Annotated in this window: 13 protein-coding genes; 7 read left to right on the plus strand and 6 right to left on the minus strand. The window is 39.9% G+C overall.

Going from position 1 to position 20314, the window contains the following annotated elements; all coding sequences use genetic code 11:
* Nucleotides 1-3: 3 nt before the first annotated feature.
* On the plus strand, nt 4-1638 hold the full coding sequence (locus I6J03_RS18090) for a RagB/SusD family nutrient uptake outer membrane protein (RefSeq protein WP_003003224.1): 1635 nt from the start codon (nt 4-6) through the stop codon (nt 1636-1638).
* A 21-nt stretch (nt 1639-1659) separates the two neighbouring features.
* Nucleotides 1660-4152: a zinc-dependent metalloprotease gene (locus I6J03_RS18095; RefSeq protein ID WP_003003222.1), complete on the plus strand. Its 2493-nt coding sequence runs from the start codon at nt 1660-1662 to the stop codon at nt 4150-4152.
* Between the two features lie 78 nt (nt 4153-4230).
* On the opposite strand, the gene I6J03_RS18100 is transcribed toward I6J03_RS18095, so the two are convergent.
* Together I6J03_RS18100 and I6J03_RS18105 are read right to left on the minus strand one after the other, a co-directional pair.
* Nucleotides 4231-4857, minus strand: a complete 627-nt coding sequence (locus I6J03_RS18100; RefSeq protein WP_003003221.1) for a hypothetical protein — start codon at nt 4855-4857, stop codon at nt 4231-4233.
* A 99-nt stretch (nt 4858-4956) separates the two neighbouring features.
* On the minus strand, nt 4957-7137 hold the full coding sequence (locus tag I6J03_RS18105) for a TlpA family protein disulfide reductase (protein WP_003003220.1): 2181 nt from the start codon (nt 7135-7137) through the stop codon (nt 4957-4959).
* A 300-nt stretch (nt 7138-7437) separates the two neighbouring features.
* On the opposite strand from I6J03_RS18105, the gene I6J03_RS18110 reads away from it, so the two are divergent.
* On the plus strand, nt 7438-8427 hold the full coding sequence (locus I6J03_RS18110) for a hypothetical protein (protein ID WP_236586198.1): 990 nt from the start codon (nt 7438-7440) through the stop codon (nt 8425-8427).
* Between the two features lie 381 nt (nt 8428-8808).
* Here the strand turns inward: I6J03_RS18110 and I6J03_RS18115 are convergent, their stop codons facing one another.
* Nucleotides 8809-10173, minus strand: coding sequence for a WG repeat-containing protein (locus tag I6J03_RS18115; RefSeq protein ID WP_003003218.1), 1365 nt, complete (start codon nt 10171-10173; stop codon nt 8809-8811).
* A 433-nt stretch (nt 10174-10606) separates the two neighbouring features.
* Between I6J03_RS18115 and I6J03_RS18120 the strand changes: the two genes are divergently transcribed.
* Nucleotides 10607-11275: a hypothetical protein gene (locus I6J03_RS18120; protein WP_236586199.1), complete on the plus strand. Its 669-nt coding sequence runs from the start codon at nt 10607-10609 to the stop codon at nt 11273-11275.
* 15 nt (nt 11276-11290) lie between these two features.
* On the opposite strand, the gene I6J03_RS18125 is transcribed toward I6J03_RS18120, so the two are convergent.
* The gene (locus I6J03_RS18125) at nt 11291-11782 is read right to left on the minus strand and encodes an anthrone oxygenase family protein (protein WP_039989709.1); all 492 of its coding nucleotides are present in this window, start codon (nt 11780-11782) and stop codon (nt 11291-11293) included.
* 552 nt (nt 11783-12334) lie between these two features.
* Here I6J03_RS18125 and prpB point away from each other — a divergent pair.
* From prpB to I6J03_RS18140, 3 genes are all read left to right on the plus strand, one after another.
* Entirely contained in the window at nt 12335-13231 is an 897-nt protein-coding gene (gene prpB / locus I6J03_RS18130) for a methylisocitrate lyase (protein WP_003003214.1), read from the plus strand.
* Nucleotides 13212-14366: a bifunctional 2-methylcitrate synthase/citrate synthase gene (prpC, locus tag I6J03_RS18135; RefSeq protein ID WP_003003213.1), complete on the plus strand. Its 1155-nt coding sequence runs from the start codon at nt 13212-13214 to the stop codon at nt 14364-14366. The genes prpB and prpC overlap by 20 nt, the downstream gene beginning before the upstream one ends.
* Nucleotides 14367-14428: 62 nt before the next feature.
* Nucleotides 14429-15880 (plus strand): bifunctional 2-methylcitrate dehydratase/aconitate hydratase, encoded by a 1452-nt coding sequence (locus I6J03_RS18140; RefSeq protein ID WP_003003212.1) that lies wholly within the window; start codon nt 14429-14431, stop codon nt 15878-15880.
* Between the two features lie 793 nt (nt 15881-16673).
* Here I6J03_RS18140 and I6J03_RS18145 read toward each other — a convergent pair.
* Together I6J03_RS18145 and I6J03_RS18150 are read right to left on the minus strand one after the other, a co-directional pair.
* Nucleotides 16674-18755, minus strand: coding sequence for a 3-hydroxyacyl-CoA dehydrogenase NAD-binding domain-containing protein (locus I6J03_RS18145; protein ID WP_003003208.1), 2082 nt, complete (start codon nt 18753-18755; stop codon nt 16674-16676).
* A gap of 92 nt (nt 18756-18847) precedes the next feature.
* Nucleotides 18848-20017 (minus strand): acyl-CoA dehydrogenase family protein, encoded by a 1170-nt coding sequence (locus I6J03_RS18150; RefSeq protein ID WP_201693882.1) that lies wholly within the window; start codon nt 20015-20017, stop codon nt 18848-18850.
* Nucleotides 20018-20314 lie beyond the last annotated feature (297 nt).

Consider the following 20314-nt stretch of genomic DNA (forward strand, 5'->3'; position numbering starts at 1 on the left):
TCCATGAAAAATAACAACACTATACTTCGTATTTTATTATTATCAGGACTGATAGGATTTTCATCCTGTCAGAAGGATTTTTTAGATCGCAAGCCGCTCAATCTGGTATCTGAAGAGACCGTATGGTCAGATCCGGCACTGATCAAACTTTCGGTCAATGAATTCTATACATTTTTAAATACCGGATTTACCAATACGTATGTACCTGCTGCAGTGACTGATGACCTGCAGCTGATTGGTTCCGAAGAAAAAAAGATAACAGCTTACCTGACGGGTGACTTTTTCAACAGCACATTTCCGGAACGTAATCTATGGAAAGATGCCTACGTACAGATCCGGAAGATCAATTATTTTATAGGCAGAGCTGAAACGGCAAAAGTATTGAATGAGGAGGACAGACGCCTGTTATTGGGGCAAGCCCGTTTTATGCGTGCCTATTTGTATTTTCAAATGTTCTCTTCTTTTAAAGATGTGCCGCTTTTATTAAAGGCTCAGCCTATAGAAGAAGCAGAAGATAAACCGCATAAAGTGTCGCATGAAGAAGGAATGGCATTTGTCGCTTCAGAACTTGAAAAGGCAGCCTCTGAATTACCGGCAACTTATGCCAAAGAGGAGTGGGGACGGATTACCAAAGATGCAGCCTTGGCATTCCGGACAAGAGTACTGCTTTGGGCAGCCAGTCCGCTGAGTAACACGGAGCAAAACATAAACCGCTGGAAAGTAGCTGCTGATGCAGCTGAGGCGGTTATCAACAGTAACGCCTTTCAGTTGCAGAAAGAATATAACGATGTATTTCTGGTTAAAAATGTAATGACCCGCCCTGAAGTGATTCTCGAATTCAGATACAATGGTTTGAAGGGTGAAAAACAACATGCATTTGATAAAAACAATAGTCCTACAGGGTACGGAGGCAAGGGTATCAATTGCCCTACACAGGATCTGATAGATATGTATGAAATGGCCAATGGAAAGGCTATTGATGAAGCCGGATCAGGTTACGATAAATCAAATCCTTATAAAGGAAGAGATCCGAGATTTGAAAAATCTATCCTGTATAATGGAAGTATGTTTAAGGATCGGGCAGTAGAAGCTTTTACTGGTGGTAAAGATATGCCAAGAACAAATCCAAGCCCGACAGGATATTATATGAAGAAATTTATTGATGAAAAATTCGACTACAATAAAGATGCAAGTATCGGGAGCAGCACCAACTGGGTAATTATGCGTTACGCTGAAGTCCTGTTGAATTTTGCAGAAGCGAAGAATGAAGCAGAAGGACCTGTACAGAGTGTATACGATGCGGTAAATGCTATACGCAAAAGAGTAGGGATGCCTGAATTGCCCAAAGGTCTGGATAAAGACAAAATGCGTCAGCGTATACAGAAAGAGAGAAGGATAGAGCTTGCTTTTGAAGATAATATCCGTTATCAGGATCTGAGACGCTGGAAAACAGCAGATGTGGTACTGAATAAGTCTGTAAATGGCGTGACGATCACTAAAAATACAGATGGCACCTTTAAATATGCTGCAAAATCTGCCGGAACACGGGTATTTACAGAAAAGAATTACTGGATGCCTATACCGCTTACAGAGCTGGGTGTCAATACAAATCTTCAACCCCAGAATCCGGGTTGGTAATCCATATACATAAAGACAGAAATGAGATATATAAGTAAGATAACCATCGCATTGGCGATGATGACTATGGGGACAGGATCTCTTTATGCCCAGTCAGGCAAATGGTCCGGTCTGGTCAAACTGACAGATAAATCAGATACTTCAAAGAAGGAAGAGGATAAACCTAAAAAGGATAAGATCAAAAAATTTGATGAACTGATCAGTAAAGATGCTGTTAAAAGTAAAGGGCTCTTTAATAGTTACCGTGTTGGTGATAAGTATTATATGGAGATACCGGATAGCCTTTTGAACAGGGATATGCTGGTGGTCACACGCTTTACGCAGACACCTGTCGGACTTAAAGAATTCCGGTCACAGTACGGCGGAGAGATGATCAATGATCAGTTGTGGCAATGGCATCGCAGAGAAAATACAATTTATATCCGTGTCCCGAGCTATGCCTACATGGCTACAGGAAATACAGATATCAACCAGGCATTAGCCAATTCCAATGCTATGCCTATTCTGGCTGCTTTTGATATAAAAGCGTTTAACGAAGGAGGCCGAAATGTAGTGATTGATGTAACAGATTTCTACAACGGGGATATTCCGGGGATGCAATTACCCGAGAATCTGAAGAAAACATATAAAATCGCAGGTATCGATGCTTCCCGTTCATATATTGATACAGTCAAAGCTTTTCCGGAGAATGTGGAGGTCAGAACGATCAAGACATTTAAAACGCCCGATCTGCCCGCAGATAAGACAGTCGGAGCGATGACTTTCGGACTCAATACTTCCATGGTATTACTTCCAAAAGTCCCTATGCAGCCACGTTATGATAATCAGAGAGTAGGTTATTTTTCTAACCGCAAGATTGATTTTGGTGCAAATGATCAAAAAGTAACCAAAAAAGCATTTATTCAGCGCTGGCGACTGGAACCCAGTGATTTGGAAGCGTACAACAGAGGTGAACTGGTCAAGCCTAAGAAGCAGATCGTATACTATATTGATCCGGCTACACCCAAGAAATGGGTGCCTTATCTGATCGCTGGTGTAAACGATTGGAATGAGGCCTTTGAAGCAGCTGGATTTAAAGAAGCTATCGTAGCCAGAGAGGCTCCGACTCCACAGGAAGACCCGGAATTCAGCACGGAAGATGCACGCTATTCTGTCATCCGTTATTTTGCTTCGGAAACTGAAAATGCATATGGCCCGCGTATATCTGATCCGAGATCAGGAGAAATCATCGAAAGCCATATCGGCTGGTATCACAATGTAATGTCATTACTTCGCAATTGGTTTTTTGTACAGACTGCCGCTATTCATGATGGAGCACGTGGTGCCAAACTTAGTGATGAGCAGATGGGACAACTGGTTCGGTTTGTATCTTCACATGAAGTCGGACATACTTTAGGATTGCTCCACAACTTCGGATCCAGTGCAGCATATGATGTAGACTCCCTTCGTTCTCCTGCATTTACCGAAAAATATGGAACAGCACCTTCTGTAATGGACTATGCACGGTTCAATTATGTAGCACAGCCAGGTGACGGAGTGAAACAGATCTATCCTAAAATAGGAGAGTATGACCGTTTTGCGATTGACTTTGGTTACCGCTATTTTACCGGAAAGACTCCGGAACAGGAAGAACGTACATTAGAACTGCAGATCCGGGAGAAAGTAAAGAATCCTGTATATTTCTATGGCAGACAGGGGTCTATGGATCCGCGTGCACAGAGTGAAGATCTGGGGAACGATGCTGTAAAGGCAAGTGATTATGGAATTGCCAATCTGCGTTACATCCTGCCGAATCTGGAAAAATGGACATATGATAATGCGGATGATTTAAGCGGTACTAAAGAATTGTATCTGGAAATTATGCGCCAGTATCGCCGCTATGTTAATCATGTGCTGGCAAATGTTGCAGCGATGACAGAAGATGTGAAAACAATGGGCGAGCCTGGTGCTGTATTCACGTATGTAAGTAAGGATAAACAGCAGAGAGCTGTTGACTTTGTTGGGAGACAGGTTTTCCATACGCCTACGTGGTTATTGGATTCTACATTACTTTCCCGTGTAGATTACGGAACAATGGTCAATCGAATAGTCGAAATGCAAAATCAGGTGCTTACTTCATTGATGGAAACATACGGATTTGCACGCATGCTGGATGATGAATTTAAAAATGGGAATCAGGCTTATACTGTAAAAGAGCTGTTGAATGATCTGGAGAAACAGATCTTTGAATCTAATGCCAATGATGTATTCAGCAGGGGATTACAACGTGCGTATGTAGACCGGTTAGGCGTATTGCTGAAACTTGATAAACCTGTACAGGAGACAGCCTACGCAGCAGCAGGTCTGACACCTTACAACCCTAATCTGTCGGATATGCGTATTATTATGTATGAAGCATTGCTGCAGGTTGAACAAAAGATCGCAAAATCTGCCAAAAAATCAAAGGATTTTGAAGCGGTTCACTACAAAGACCTGCTAAACCGGATAGAGAATATCAAAAAAATTAATAAATAGCCGGTTTTCAGACTATTATATTAAGATCTTATAACCCCGTACCGACTGTAGCCGGTACGGGGTTATTATATTAAAAAATTACACAAAGTTTCCGAAATAGAGTAGCGACCCCCATAACATGTATATAACACAAATCACTCCGGGTATAAGAACAGATCTCTTACGAAAGACAAGTTCCTTGATAATAGACGTATTCCAAAACAGATGTAAAATTGCTGCTCCGATTCCTGTAAATAGAAAATTCCAGCCAAGCATAGAAACGATATGAGTCGAAGTTAACAACATCAAATATTGCCTTAAAACCAAATGTATTGCGGAGAAAAATAATCCAAATAAAACAGTTAGAATCGTCATCTTTCTGTTTTTTAATTCATTGAAATTTATGGCCAATAAGATTGCGCCCGGTAATACCCCAAAACATATACTGAATGCCCAGAGCGCAAATTGAGAATATAAGACAGGCACATTCGGATCTCCGAGCACGCTTTTATCCCAATATAATTCCTTCTGCTCTGAGAATTCTCTTTCTTGTAGCTGTTTTATAATTTCCTGTTTTTCCTCTTCTGAAAATTCTCTTCCTCTGCTTTGCAATATTTCAAAAGCATATTTTATTGCCTGAGCCACATAACGGCTACCCGGTCGGATATATTCTTCAAGTTCAGCGTTTGATTTCTGTTCTAAAATCTTCTTGTTGACACCTCGCATCTCTACCTGTTGGTCTGGTTAATAATTATTGATCGGTTTGCCGCAAATATAAGACTTAAGAAAATAATTATCAATCCTTTTAATTCAAGTAGATTTATACTAATACAATGTTGCCAGTTGTTTAACAAAACTTTGCCAATCAGAGCCAAACATTGTTGATATTAGTTTTCCTTCAGGCGTTACAATAAATTTGCTTGGATAGCCCGGTACTTTGTAACTATACTGCACTTTTTCATCAGACATCAATACCGGAATCGTATACTTATTTTTAGCTAAAAAGGCCTCCACCTTTTCCTTTGTATCATTGCATGCAATGGTGATAAAATCTATTTTGCTTTTATCATCTTCCTTTAGCTTTTCATGATAGGTATTGAGTCTTGGCATTTCAGCAACACAGGGACCACACCATGTTCCCCAGAAATCTATTACCGTCCATTTGCCCTTAAACTGATCAATATTTACATTCTTGTCTTTCAGGTCAGTTAACTCAAATGCCGGTGCATCTGCCAACTGCGGAATAATCTTATCTTTAAAATACTGACCAAAGGAAACGGAATCAAATTGCTTTTCATAAAAATTCTTTAATCCGCTAAAATTACCGGAATGATTTATCAAAAATTCCTTTACATAGTTTTGCAAAGCCAGATCTTTTTGCCCGTTCTGAGCCAGCATGTCGAGGTATTTTTCATTGTAATTTTCTTTGGCTACACCAAATGATCTTTCATAACTATTGACACGTCGATCCTCATTTTTATTCTCGTGGGAATAAAATACTGCTTTTTCCGTATAGGCAAGAGCTTGAGCCGGATCTGCTTCCGTCGCATGCAGATAGTAGCAGTAGGCGAGGTGTGCCTTTTTAACAATTCGATAGCCATTTTGCTCATCCTCAGCCAAAGGAGTTAGTTTACTTATAATCTGATCCAGAAATGCTGTTGCAGTACTTTTATTTTTTTCACCCAATAACTTGCAGATAAATAAAGCATATCTGCTGGCATTCCCATCATTCCAGTAGGAGGGTTCAAGTGCTAAAAGTGCATGGCCATAGTAAAGCAGACTGTCTGCATTATTTTTATTTAAAAAGGCTTTATGCCATAGTATCATGGGAGTGGCCGCTGTTTTTTCTCTTTCACTGAAAGAAACCGATAATTTGGATAGCTTATTAATAGCTTCACTTTTTCCGGCTAAGACATGTTGGTAAAGATCATTCTGAGCCCAGGAATAGAGTTGTTCATTATCCAGTAAAGGTACAATCTCGATAAAATCGGCCTCACTTAAATCATCAAAGACAATCTTATTGGAAAGGTGATAGGTACTCTTTAAAAGAAGTGGTCTTATTTTCTTAAGCTCTTCTTTATAGGTTTCATAATTTCCCTGACGTTGTATCAGCCCCAGTTTAATACTATTGAAATCCGGACGTTCACCGTAGAGCTGATCGTATTTGCTGATGTAATTCTTTAGTTTTATACTGTCAATTTCGTTGTTAGTCATTACTGCCTGACTCCATCCACTTCCCTCAATAATCATGACCAGATAGTTTTTTTCAGCATCAGATTTTACCGCAGGTAATGAAGACGGTTGGACGGCAAAGTAAAATTCACTTTTTACACCCTTATTGTTTACATCCTGATCTACTTTTGTAGTAAGGCTGGCCTCTGTTATTTGAAACGTATGGATGTCAAATATTGTTTTCTCCTGAGTTTTTTCCTCTGTATTATTTTCGTCCCGAATAAAGGAAGCCTGGTTTTTATCTTTTTTCTGTATCTGACCGTTTAGTTTACTCTTCTCTTTTGAAAAAAATAAATATTGAGCCATTGTCTGACTCTTACTTAGTGTATTGGCCAAAATATTGCTCTGATATTCTGGCGTAATCTGCCAGTCTGTTAATTGTCGGAGTAATTCTGAACGAAGTTTTAAAGAGTCAATTTTTACTTTTCCGTTTGTCACCTCAAACTGGATAGGCCTTCCATATAACAGCACATAAGGAATCGTAGCTGTCGTATTCTGAATGTTCCTGTTTTTGCTCGGATGAGCAGTTGATAATGTCATATTGAATCTATTGTCTACTGTTGAATAATAGATATCATTGACCTGTATTTGCATCAGGAAAGTAGAATCTGATATTTTTCGGATTTGTTTTAATGTAACAGTGTACTCTTCATCACTTACCTGCTGACCAATGCTGTATTTGTTGCTTACTTTAAGATGCTGCTCCTTTTGTTTCTGTGCAAGACTTAGGGTCGCTGTCAAAACAAGGAGACAGGTTAAGGTTATGTTTCTCATAGTCTAAGGTTTTATTGTCTTCATAAAAATATGTTTTATTTTTCTTGTAGTAGTCTGATTAGTTAACAATTAACAACAATTAACAAAGATTGTAAACTGAGGGCATAATAATCCCTGATATCAGCTATACCAATACCCTTTTTAATTAAGTAATTTTGAGATTATTCATTGTCTCGATCAGATCATAAATTGAATATCCCTATGAAATACCTGTTTTTCCTAATTTTCATTAGTTTATGCTATCCGCTAAATGCGCAGAATTCTTCCGGCCCTGTTGCTGAAGCGGCAGAATTTAAAAGTATGAAATTACATCTGGCAAAAATTACACTTAAGGACTGGCCATACATGATACCATTTCAACAAGGTAAAAAATGGGGGTATCTGGATCAGAGAACGATGAAAATAATTGTTCCGGCTTTAGCAAATACCTTATATCTGTTCAAACCGGAAGGATATATAGGTACATTCAATGACTACAAAAATGATTTATTTTATACTCTGACTTTAGATGAGGAGGGAAAACTGCGAACACATTCTGAACAGGTGGCAGAATTGGTTATGCCACCTCAGCAATACGGAAGATCCCCAAATCCGAATATTAAATCCATATCTTCTGAAAATGGATATACCGGATTTGAATATAAAATAGTAGCCGGCGACATTATAGAAATTACAGCGTATTCAGACCTGTATACATCGTATAATGTAAAGGAACCTAAGCTGATACCTTTGTGGATTGATGGAAAAGTATACGCTATAGCAGGCAAGACCACGTCCGATCCGCATGTGACGCATTTTGGTATTATAGCGAGTGATGGCGAATCCTTAACGGGTTTTGATTTTGAGCATCAAAAGCTCATTCCTGTCGGAGGAGTAAAGGATACAACATCAAGTTGGTTTCTTGTACAGCCATTAGGTGACCGGGATACCAAATACAGCTATAAAAATCATAAAGGGGAGTATAGACTTAAAGACAGCCTTTCTTCCCGCATGTATAACTGGGTTTATCAAAGTAGTCAGGAACATTATCCCTATTACATGCCTGTCAAGACAACTGTGGGATATGTGCTGACAGAACAACGTATTATCGATACGTATGAATTGAAATATATTAATACACTTCCGAAGGGATATAAGCTGGAATATCTGGACTACATGAATACTAAAGCATATAGTAAGGAAAGTCCGGATATTACGCGTCAGACAGCAAAAGTATTTATCATAGTCAGTCAGGAGGATAAGTCCTGTTATATGGATCTCCAAGGGAAGATTTATACTCCACAGCAGTAAGCTTGAGCTTTGTCCTTCACAAGAAGTGAAAACAATTTTGATGGATTTCTATGCGTCAGTTGGCGTCTCCGCCGGCTGTATATCATTACTCAGATGAATCAAGATGTCTCTTTCACAGCAAGTCGCGTCAGTTGGCGTCCGCGCCGGCTGTGTAAAATTATTCAGATAGATCGGGGATAATAGCCTAAATAGCAAAAGCCCGGGGTTTTTATGTCCCGGGCTTTCTATTTTTAAAATTATTCGTTATGTCTTAAAACCTTTAGTCTTAAACTAACCAATAATTTTATTGTACTATATAAAACGTCTTATCAGCCTATTTGTTTTATAAATTTTTATAATAAGTGTAAGTGTCTTATTTTCAGTTTTATAATTTTATAAAACTTATTTTTCTTCCTCTACACGTTCATCTTTGGTGTTGATAAGGAAGAGATCTTCCATGTCAGCATCCATTGCTACATAGGCCACACCGTTAGAAAAACCTGTTGCATAAGCGTATTTGAAAGGTATCATTACTTTACCGTTCTGATCCAGGAAACCATATTTATCACCTTTTTGTGCTAAAAATATATTCGGATCTTCCGTAGTACCGATGAACTGAATATTGCCGCCTAGTCTTTTCTGATCTTTTATCGTGTAGAGACTGTACAATTCACCCTCTACGGCAATAAAATGGGTTGCATTCCGGTCCGCGATATACCCATAATTTGCCGGAACGATTTGTTTACCCTGCTCATCAATAAGACCACTTTTACCATTTTGTTGGAAGATAGCAGTTCCGTGTTCAAAAAAGGAAAGCATTTCATATTTAGCATCAATCAACATTTTACCATTCTTGTCCATCAATCCGAATTTGTCTTCTTTACTGAAAAGAAATTGTTCGGTATTGGCATCATAGGACATGAAGCTGTAAATGAAAGGAATTACAATGTTACCTTTAGGGTCAATAGTTCCATAGTTATAATTCGCATCACTTGCTACTGCTTTACCATCGTAAAAGTGCAGTATAGACGTAAATTTAGGTTGTGTAATTACATTCCCTTCCTCATCTCTTAGTCCGTATAATCCAGAGGCTTCATCTGTATATTGGTAGACACCTTCTCCAAGCGATTCTGGTTCGACAGCTTCTTCTGCAATTTCCTCCATTTCAGCGTAATCCTGAGGTATAGTTAACAACGTTTCTGAAACATCTTCCTGCACAATTTTATTGGCAATAAAACCGCTTCCCATAACACTCATACTTAGTGCTGCACCAGGAAGTTTTTTTAGGAATTCGTAATCTCCCCAATAAATACTAGGTATCTGCTCGGTATACCAGATTTCCAGTGAATAGGCTCCGTCTGTATCTTCAGAAGCATTGATTTGTGCAAGTTTACAGGTATATCCGGCAATTGTTTTTTGCTTTCCAGCCACATATTGAATTTTCAGATCATCAAAATTGTGGTCAGCGGGAGCTTCATTTTCACCATATATAGTTCCAAATTGTTTTAGTCCGGGATATAGCATCGTAGAACTGCCTGTCTTTTTATTTGTAAGTTGTACTGTCGGATCTTCCCCATGTACGTAAAAGCGGATAAAATCCTTATTTACCCAGCCCTGGAAAATAATTTCCTGTTCATTGTCCTGGCTGTTGTCTGCTTCTTCCTGTGAAAAAGAACTGTAATCAATTCTGAACATTTTTTTGCTTTGTGCAAATGTTGTGGTGCAAAAAACAAGTAATGCAACCAACGTAATATTAATTCTCTTCATGTTGTAATACTAATACATATTGTTAGCACAAAGATGCTGAATGTATGGGAAGTATTGTATCCCTGAAACCGGCTAATTTTTCTTTATAACACAGTGCTGTGAGGCTCAGCATAAAAAAATTATTTTTATACAGCAATAATGATGATTTGCAACACAAAAAGTGGTTACGGAATTTAACTTACTGTATTTATTAAGTATTTTAAAACTGCGACTGTGTTTACTTCGGGAGGAAGTGTATTTTTGTTACAAATCAACTGTACGTTTTATCCAAATATGCAAATCTGTTTGACCTAATAGTTTTAAATTTGATAACAGAGCAGATCAGGTGGCTTTTATGAAGCAATACAGCTTTGCTACTAGATTGATCATTCAAAAGAAATTTAGTCTCCCCGGATTTTTTTATCTTTGTAGCCTTAGATTGTAATATAATGTTATGAAAAATAATGCTCTCTCTTTAACAGCAGTTATAGTATGCTTCTGTATAATGGTTTCAAATACCTATAGTCAGGTGCAGACTCCGGTAGCTGATTATATAATCACTATGCAAGGAGATACGCTATACGGAAAGATCCGATCCCTAAAAGCCAATAAGCTGAAATTTGAAAGTGAAAACGGAAATAAGGTATACAAACCGACTGAGGTTATCAGGGCTTATAATGCTTCAGCAAATAAGATTTATATTCCGTCTTCAGTACAAAGTACTATGGAGAAGACAGCTGTTGTGAAGCCTGTATTTGCAGAGCTTGTACAGGAGGGTGAAATTGCGATATATGCTTTCGAAAAGATGTATAATGGTTCTCCCAGACATAGGAATTACGGAGTTGGAAATCGTGAGACAGTAATGGGGCCGACTGCTTCCATATCTGTAAAGTATTATGCTGTGAAAAAATCTACAGGCGAGATAGTCGAAATTGCAAATTCTGCAATGGATTTGTTTGGAAAACAAACAAAAAAACGAGCTGATAATCTGTTGAAACTTATTGAGGATGAATCTGTACTTTCTCAAAGCTTAGCAAGAGAAAAGAGCTATAATCAGGATGTATTCATTCGCTATATAGCGGATTATAACAACCTCAAAATTTCTCAGCCTAGCCTCGATTAAAGAATTCCAGAGCCGTTATTTGGATTTTGTAATACAGGAAATAAGCACCAGAACTATAGTGCCAATAGCGGCAAAAGTTCGTATGTTATTCCAGAAATTCCACCGTTCTTCAAAAATATCTCGCATTTCCCGAATCTGATCTGCTGTAGAATCGTTAATTTGAAAAGCGTCCAGTCGGTTATTAAGAGGTACATTTACAATTGCCGTGACAGCAAACACTCCAAATATATAGCAGCAGCTGGCAAATACTAGTAAGATAAACGCTGATGAAGAACTTTTGTAATGCTGAAACGTAGCTAACGGAAGAAGTATAAGCGATCCCATAAAACAGACAAAGAAGAGTGTATTAAGCACGGCTTTGTTTATCTGTTGCATTGCCCTTAAGTATTCTGAATCTGTCAGTTTTCCTAACCCCGTACTGACGGAAATAGAATAGGAGTAAAAAAAACCTGCCATCAATGCCGTGCTGATAGCGGTTAATAAAAGTATAATATCCGGTAATTTCATAGGAGTATAGTTTATTTTTACAGTCATCTTTCAAGCAGAAGTCAACGTGCCGTCCAACTTTGTATATTGCTAATATACAAATTGATGGTTTTGCAGGATAAAAAGGATTCGTGATTTATGATCATAATTCTCGAAGTGTACTGGATATTACTACACAGATTATGCTCCTTCAAACGGAGGCTGCCGCCAGATTAATAACAAGAGAGAACTGGAATTTTTCTACGTGCCGGATGGAACCTTTGATTAAAATATACAGCTCTAAGATCTTAAAATCCAAATGTTTAAAATTTCACTCCGGTAGTCCTCTGGTTTAATCTCTTTTTCTCCTCAATAAGCGTTTTTAGATTGTAATAATTGATCGTGATCAAACGTTTTAAAATAAATGATACGGTTAGATTGCGTCATTAAATATTGAACACGCTAAAATTTTATTTGTATCTTTAAAAAGAAGGTTTAGACTCTAAAAATTTAAAGTGTCTTACATTCGTGCATAAAAACAGAAACGTCTAAAATCCTCTGGCCGCTTTCTGTTTATTTTCAATTTCCAATTATATGATAAACTCTCCAGGGCTTCTTTTCAGAGAAGCAATCAAGAATGAGAAACCATTGCAGGTGGTCGGTGCGATCAATGCTAATCATGCTTTGCTGGCACAACAGGCCGGATTTAAGGCTATCTATGTCTCCGGAGGAGGTGTCGCTGCCGGATCTTTAGGTGTACCTGATCTGGGTATTACCAATTTACAGGATGTGCTGATCGATGTAGAACGGATCAGCAACGTATGTACACTGCCGTTGATGGTGGATATTGATACAGGATTTGGTCCTTCAGCTTTTAATGTGGCCCGTACTATCCGTTCGCTTGTAAAAGCCGGTGCAGCTGCGGTGCATATGGAAGACCAGGTAGGAGCCAAACGCTGCGGCCACCGCCCGGGTAAAGAACTCGTTAGTACGGACGAAATGGCAGACAGAATCAAAGCTGCGGTAGATGCCCGTACTGATATCAATTTTGTTATCGGCGCCCGTACAGATGCATTAGCATCAGAAGGAATTGATAAAGCACTCGAACGGGCTGTTGCATATAAAGAAGCCGGAGCCGACTTTATTTTTGCTGAAGCTGTACACACACTGGAGGAATATACTCGTTTTAGTGAGGCAACAGGATTACCCGTTCTCGCAAATATTACGGAATTCGGGCAGACACCTTTATTTACCACAGAGGAATTGGGCGAAGCCGGGGTTGCTATTGTCTTGTATCCGCTTTCCGCATTTCGGGCGGCTAATAAGGCGGCTGCAAATGTGTACAGTCATATACGAAAAGATGGAGGCCAGGCTGCAGTACTGGATACTATGCAGACTAGGGAAGAGCTCTACAAAAGTATAGACTACTACGAATATGAAAACCGATTAGATCAATTGTTCAATACCAAGTATGATGAAAGAAACAAATGAAACGGGCTTTAAGCCTAAGAAAAGTGTTGCCCTTTCGGGAGTACCGGCAGGTAATACCGCATTAAGTACAGTTGGAAAGAGTGGTAATGATCTGCATTACCGTGGATATGACATTCTGGATCTGGCAGATCAGGCGACATTTGAAGAAGTAGCTTATCTATTAATATATGGCAGCCTGCCCACAAGGGCTCAATTGCTGTCTTATCAGGCGCAGTTGATCAGTCAGAGAGGACTGCCTATAGCTTTACAGAATGTCCTGAAACAATTGCCGACTACAGCACATCCTATGGATGTACTGAGGACTTATGTATCCGTATTTGGTAGCATTCAACCGGAGAAAGAAAGCCATTCCCTGGCCGGAGCACGTGATATTGCCAACAGATTAATGGCTTCTATGGGTTCGGCATTGTTATATTGGTACCATTTCAGTCAGAACGGACGTGAGATAGCTGTCGAAACAACAGACGCGACATTGGGCGGACATTTTTTACATCTCTTACACGGTACTCCACCATCTGAATCCTGGGTAAGAGCTATGCAGGTTTCGCTCAACTTATATGCAGAGCATGAATTTAACGCTTCTACATTTACAGCACGTGTTATAGCCGGTACAGGATCAGACATGTATTCCTGTATTGCCGGGGCTATAGGTGCACTACGCGGGCCTAAACATGGCGGAGCTAATGAGGTCGCTTTTGAAATTCAGACCCGTTATGCCAATGCGGATGAGGCAGAAGCAGATATACGTAAGCGATTGGCTAATAGAGAAGTAATCATTGGTTTTGGACATCCGGTATATACCATAGCAGATCCCCGTAATCAGGTAATCAAGATGATCGCCAGAGAATTATCAGAGGAAGCAGGAGATATGACCCTGTACAGTATTGCCGAGCGGTTGGAAACGGTCATGTGGGAAGAGAAAAAAATGTTTCCTAATCTGGACTGGTATTCTGCAGTATCTTATCATTTAATGGGAATACCAACGGAGATGTTTACCCCTTTATTTGTTTTGGCGCGTATTACTGGCTGGTCTGCTCATGTCTTTGAACAACGGCAGGACGGGAAGATTATACGTCCGAGTGCAAATTATATTGGACCGGAAAACAGAGCTTATGTGCCAATCTCTGAAAGATAAATACATATAACATAACTTATTTTAATACTTAATTACACTAAAACTTTATATTTTATATAAAAATGGCTTCAATTATTTCGAATGAAAGACCACAACCCGATCAGGTACTGACGGATATTGTTGATTATGTACTGGATTACAAAGTCGAGAGTGACGTAGCCTGGCGCACTGCATTTTATTGTTTTTTGGATACACTTGGCTGTGGCTTCGAAGCATTGACGTACCCAGCATGTACTAAGCTCTTAGGTCCGGTTGTGCCTGGAACTATTGTACCTAACGGAGCCAAAGTCCCGGGAACAGCTTATCAGCTGGATCCAATACAGGCAGCATTTAATATTGGAACTATTGTCCGTTGGTTGGATTTTAATGATACCTGGCTGGCTGCTGAATGGGGGCATCCTTCAGATAATCTGGGAGGAATTCTTGCTACTGCAGATTGGTTGAGCCGTACCCGTGTAGCCAACGGTGAAAAACCCCTGAAGGCAAAAGTGGTGCTGGAGGCCATGGTGATGGCACATGAAATACAAGGAGTACTGGCGCTGGAAAATTCATTTAACAAAGTCGGACTGGATCATGTTATTCTGGTCAAGGTCGCATCCACAGCTGTAGTAGGTAAATTACTCGGACTGAACCGGGAGGAACTGATCAATGCTGTATCTCTGGCTTTTGTGGATGGTCAGGCATTACGTACCTACAGGCATGCACCTAATACTGGAAGCCGTAAATCCTGGGCAGCCGGAGATGCAACTTCGCGTGCTGTACGGTTAGCACTTATTGCACAAACTGGTGAAATGGGCTATCCTTCGGTATTAACTGCTCCGGTTTGGGGATTTTATGATGTCTCTTTCAAAGGACAGGCATTCAAGTTTCAACGGCCATATGGTTCTTATGTAATGGAAAATATTCTGTTCAAAATATCCTTTCCTGCAGAATTCCATGCGCAGACCGCTGCTGAAGCAGCTATGCAATTGCATGAACAACTCGCACTTGTAGGTAAATCGGTAGAGGATATTGCCCGGATTACCATCCGTACACATGAAGCTGCAATTCGTATCATTGATAAGAAAGGACCGCTTCATAATCCGGCAGATCGTGACCACTGTATACAGTATATGGTTGCTGTGCCGCTGATCTTTGGCCGTTTGACCGCTGAAGATTACGAAGACAATATTGCGCAGGATCCACGTATAGATATACTTCGTGATAAGATGACCTGTCTGGAAGATCCGCAATTTACAGCAGATTACCATGATCCGCAGAAACGTGCTATTGCCAATGCTTTGACAGTAGAAATGAAGGATGGAACGGTATTGCCGGAAGTATTTGTACCTTATCCTATCGGCCATCCTCGTCGTCGTGAAGAAGGTATTCCCAAACTTATCGAAAAATACAAGCGTAATCTGGCACGTATATTCTCCGAAAAACAACAGAAGCAGATTATAGAGTCAACATTAGATTACGATACTTTTATTGCCCTTGATGTACAGCAACTTGTCGATCTGATGGTACGATAAACAAAAAAGCCGTTGCATGCAACGGCTTTTTTGTTCTTTGCTATACCAGTTCATCTATACTTTCTAAGGAGACAGAAGTTATGATGTCTTTTAAACTATTCAACAGCGTTATTTGGCGTCCCCGCCAAATGGTAAGATCGAAATTATTATACTCCCGGTGAGGACACCATCAGACGCAGACAAACACACTTTATCCATTTCAAAGTTATTCTCTCTAGTTTTAAGAAGAACGTGTTAAGAAATGTTAGAGTGGATACGGAGAGGTTCTTAGCATTTAATATTAATCTCTCTGCCCTTCGGGCATCTCTCCTTGAGAAGGAGAGAGAAGTTATAATACCGTTACTGCAATAGAATCTATTCTACTTTTTAAGGGATAATCAGAGAGAAGTTATGATATCTTTAATATAAACTACAGTTTTTAAAAGCTAAACCTATTCCCTCTCATTTTTAAAGATAACTTGTTCCGACTTGTCGGAAGGGTTAGGGAGAGGTTACATTGCTTATATTATAAAGTAGTAACTAGGAAACTTAAACTATTCAACAGCGTTATTTGGCGTCCCCGCCAAATGGTAAGATCGAAATTATTATACTGCCGGTGAGGACACCATCAGACGCAGACAAACACACTTTATCCATTTCAAAGTTATTCTCTCTCGTTTTAAGAAGAACGTGTTCCGAAATGTTAGAGTGGATACGGAGAGGTTCTGAGCTTATAATATCAACCTCTCTGCCCTTCGGGCATCTCTCCTTGAGAAGGAGAGAAAGGTAATAACAACTCTTTTGTTGTTTACTCTTATTTCCAGTTTGAATCAAATCCGCTGTAAAAACTAAAATTACGGTCGGCCAGTTGCTTTATAGCCGGAGGGATTTCCCATTGTTCTCCGAATTCGGCAAATGCCTGACATTCATTTACAAAGTCCGGTAAGCCAACCTGATCGATATGACCGAATACTCCTCCGGTATGTGCTGCGTAACCGATGCCGAGTACCGAACCGATGTCGCCGTCTAAAGGATGTTGTAAGACGCCTTCGTCCAGACAGCGAAAGCTGTCCAGAGACATGACATGCAATAATCTTTTACGTATCTGATCTACGGCAGGTAAGTGATCTGCTTCTGTTATTTCCGGATCCTGCCAGATTGCTTTCTTTCCTGTTACAGAATCATAGTTGTAGAAACCTTTTCCGCTTTTGCGTCCGTTTCGACCTGCAGTTACTAATTTTGTAAGATAATTGTAACATCTTTTCTGGCTGGCATGTAGCTCCGGTAGCTGGTCATACACATGTAACATAAGTGACAGTGAAATCTCATCCAGAACCGCCAGCGGACCGACTGCAAATCCTGCTAACCTCGCCTGCAGTTCGATCTCATTTGCTGGAATGCCTTCCAGAAGCATGGTAATAGCTTCTAACAGATAGTTGAAAAAAATACGGGAAGTGAAAAAAGCAGGACCATCATATATTACAATTGGAATTTTACCAAACTGACGAGCCACCTGAAGGGCTTTTTTTAAGGTATCATCACTCGTCTTGCTGCCCCGGATAATTTCGACCAAAGCCATACGGTCTACCGGAGAGAAAAAATGCATACCTATAAAATTTTCGGGCTTTGAAGATACAGAAGCCAGTTCGCTGATAGGTAAAGAAGTCGTATTTGATGCAAAAAATCCTTTTTCATTCAGGTAGGGAAGGCTCTCAGTAGTAACTTCTGCTTTTAACACTTTATCCTCAAATACAGCCTCTATAATCAGGTCTGTATTTCCCAGATCAGCCATTTGATCCGTAGGATGGATATGTCCGAGCAACTGCTGTTGTGCATTTTCAGTCATAATACCTTGTTGTACAAGCTTATTGCAGATCTTCTCTGAATAGGCTTTCCCTTTTGATGCCTGAGTAAGATCTACATCTTTGAGGACGACATCCATACCTGCACGTGCGCCTTCATACGCTATTCCGGATCCCATCATACCTGCACCGATTACACCTAATTTTTTTAACTCAAATCCTGTTGATGTATCCGGTCTGATCGCTTCTCTGATGCCATAATACTGTGTCCGGAGCATACATAATGCTTCAGGGCTGTTCCACACTTTGGTGTAGTGTTGCGCCTCTTGTATCAATGCATCTCCTAAGGATAATTCTCTTGCATCTCTGATCATTTGCAAACAATGATCTATGCCGGGTATAAGACCATTGCTTCTTTTCCTGATTATTGCTGCGCTTGCTTCAAAAGCTTCTGTATGGATTGGCAACGGAGACATTGTGGCCTTTAAAACAGGATTCTGAAGGATATATTGCTGAGCTGATTCCAGTGCTTCAGTCAGATCAACAACTACCTGATCTATCAATCCGGCCTCCTGGGCCTGTACTGCAGTAAGGATAGTTCCTTGTGTGAGAAAAGGAACAGCTTTTTCCGGATCCAATAAGCGGGAAGTGAGTACAGTAGCCCCGAATCCCGGAAACAATCCGTACCGTGCTTCCGAAAAACCAAGGCGGGCTTCCCGGGTGGCTATTCGTCGTGAGCCCCAAAGTGCAGCGGCCATCGATATCCCCAGACAATCATTTTGTACAATACTAATTACGGGCTTGTGGTGCTGCAAGTCCGGGATTTTAGAGAGAAGAATGGACAAACGTTTTTCAAAAATATCAGAATGTGAAGCAAGAGTATAAATAGCTTTATAAGCTGTTTCTTTAGCGCTTAAAGGATTCCGGTAGATAATACCTTTAATATCCGGATCCCCTAGAAAGATTAACGCTATATCTATGAATTCTTCCAATTGGTCCAACTCATTTATATCACTATCTGTGGTCGAAGGATGAATGAGTACGATACCTTGTGTATTTTGTTCTGTATGAAAATATTTGAGGTTCTTATTCATAGCGATCAGCTTTAAAGTGTTAAAAATGAGTTATTTTTGATGTTTTTGTTGTAGTCTCAGTGTAGATAAATCGTCCGATTGTCCATCCGTCTTTATTCTTTTTTTGTATGGTAATTTACTTTGTCAATTGCTGTTTTAGCTATGATCTCCCGCATGATTTCAGATGTACCGCCTATAATTGTTCCTACACGGACATCCCGGTATAAACGGGATATTTTATAGTCTTCAGTAAAACCATATCCGCCAAAGAGCTGTAAACATTCATGAACGATCTTAATGGCCAGTTCGCTGGACTGTAGTTTAGCTATAGAGCATTCCTGAACAGCATAATCTCCGCGTTGCTGAAGGTCACAGCAATGGTATACGAATGCTTTTGTAGTGGCTATATCTGCGACCATCTGTGCTATACGATGTCTTAATACCTGAAAATCCATCAGTTTCTTTCCAAACGCTTCCCTTTTGTCTATGTATGCCAGGGTATACTGTAATGCGGAGTCCGCAGTGGATATACTTTGAATGGCAGCCGTAAGGCGCTCCAATTGCAGTCCGCCCATCAGATAACCGAATCCGGCGCCTTCTTCACCGATCAGATGAGATACGGGGACTTTAACCTGGTCAAATCCCAGTTCTGCAGTATCGGAAGCATGCCAGCCCATTTTATTTATTTTATGCGCACTGACTCCCGGCGTATTCCTGTCTATAAGTAACAGACTGATGCCTTTGCTTTTTTTGCTTGGATCTGTCTTGACTGCCGTAATAAAAAAATCACCATAATAGCCATTTGTAATAAATGTCTTGGAGCCGTTGACAATATAATAATCGCCTTCCCTAACCGCAGTAGTCTTGATGTGCTGAATGTCAGATCCGGCGCCGGGTTCTGTAATGGCAACAGCACTGACCAGATCTCCGGTTATAACGCCTGTTAAATAACGTTGTTTGAGTTCTTCAGAAGCATATTTCAGGAGGTAAGGAGCCGACATATATTGAATGACCAGTGCGGATATCGTAAATCCTCCGGAATAACAATAGGAAAGCTCTTCGCAAAAAATCATGGAATAGTAGAAATCCAGATCTAATCCACCATAAGCTTCCGGATAATTGAGCCCCAGAAAGCCCATATCACCCATTTTTTTCCAGATAGATTTGTCGATTTGATTGTCTTTTTCCCAACGGTCGATATGTGGTAAGATCTCCTTACGTATAAATGCCTGTAGCGTTTCGCGAAAGGTTTGATGCTCAGCTGTCAGTAGGGTGGCCTGCATATAGTATAAATTTATTGGTTATGATAAGCCCTGAGAGGATTTGATTTTCCATTAGGGGCAAAGACGAATTTAAGGAAAAAGTGGGGCTTTCCGTTAATTTTTACGATTTAATTTTTCCAGTTATCATTTATATAAGTATTCGTTTTATTTTCGTTATATTGTTACTTTATGAAAATATGGGCTTGTAATTCCGTATTGAATTCGTTCTTTTCATATCTTTACAAAATAAATGTAAGATGGGTATGTCTTCCTGATTATCCGTTTCCGGTTAAGTAAGCTGTATCAACAGGAAAAATA

This window comes from Sphingobacterium spiritivorum (genome assembly GCF_016724845.1).
GTDB lineage: Bacteria > Bacteroidota > Bacteroidia > Sphingobacteriales > Sphingobacteriaceae > Sphingobacterium > Sphingobacterium spiritivorum_A.

What these genes read in the sequence shown, in the direction of transcription:
- I6J03_RS18090 (WP_003003224.1), top strand. Translation starts at nt 4, where the DNA reads ATGAAAAATAACAACACTATACTTCGTATTTTATTATTATCAGGACTG.
- I6J03_RS18095 (WP_003003222.1), top strand. Translation starts at nt 1,660, where the DNA reads ATGAGATATATAAGTAAGATAACCATCGCATTGGCGATGATGACTATG.
- I6J03_RS18100 (WP_003003221.1), bottom strand. Translation starts at nt 4,857, where the DNA reads ATGCGAGGTGTCAACAAGAAGATTTTAGAACAGAAATCAAACGCTGAA.
- I6J03_RS18105 (WP_003003220.1), bottom strand. Translation starts at nt 7,137, where the DNA reads ATGAGAAACATAACCTTAACCTGTCTCCTTGTTTTGACAGCGACCCTA.
- I6J03_RS18110 (WP_236586198.1), top strand. Translation starts at nt 7,438, where the DNA reads ATGAAATTACATCTGGCAAAAATTACACTTAAGGACTGGCCATACATG.
- I6J03_RS18115 (WP_003003218.1), bottom strand. Translation starts at nt 10,173, where the DNA reads ATGAAGAGAATTAATATTACGTTGGTTGCATTACTTGTTTTTTGCACC.
- I6J03_RS18120 (WP_236586199.1), top strand. Translation starts at nt 10,607, where the DNA reads ATGAAAAATAATGCTCTCTCTTTAACAGCAGTTATAGTATGCTTCTGT.
- I6J03_RS18125 (WP_039989709.1), bottom strand. Translation starts at nt 11,782, where the DNA reads ATGAAATTACCGGATATTATACTTTTATTAACCGCTATCAGCACGGCA.
- prpB (WP_003003214.1), top strand. Translation starts at nt 12,335, where the DNA reads ATGATAAACTCTCCAGGGCTTCTTTTCAGAGAAGCAATCAAGAATGAG.
- prpC (WP_003003213.1), top strand. Translation starts at nt 13,212, where the DNA reads ATGATGAAAGAAACAAATGAAACGGGCTTTAAGCCTAAGAAAAGTGTT.
- I6J03_RS18140 (WP_003003212.1), top strand. Translation starts at nt 14,429, where the DNA reads ATGGCTTCAATTATTTCGAATGAAAGACCACAACCCGATCAGGTACTG.
- I6J03_RS18145 (WP_003003208.1), bottom strand. Translation starts at nt 18,755, where the DNA reads ATGAATAAGAACCTCAAATATTTTCATACAGAACAAAATACACAAGGT.
- I6J03_RS18150 (WP_201693882.1), bottom strand. Translation starts at nt 20,017, where the DNA reads ATGCAGGCCACCCTACTGACAGCTGAGCATCAAACCTTTCGCGAAACG.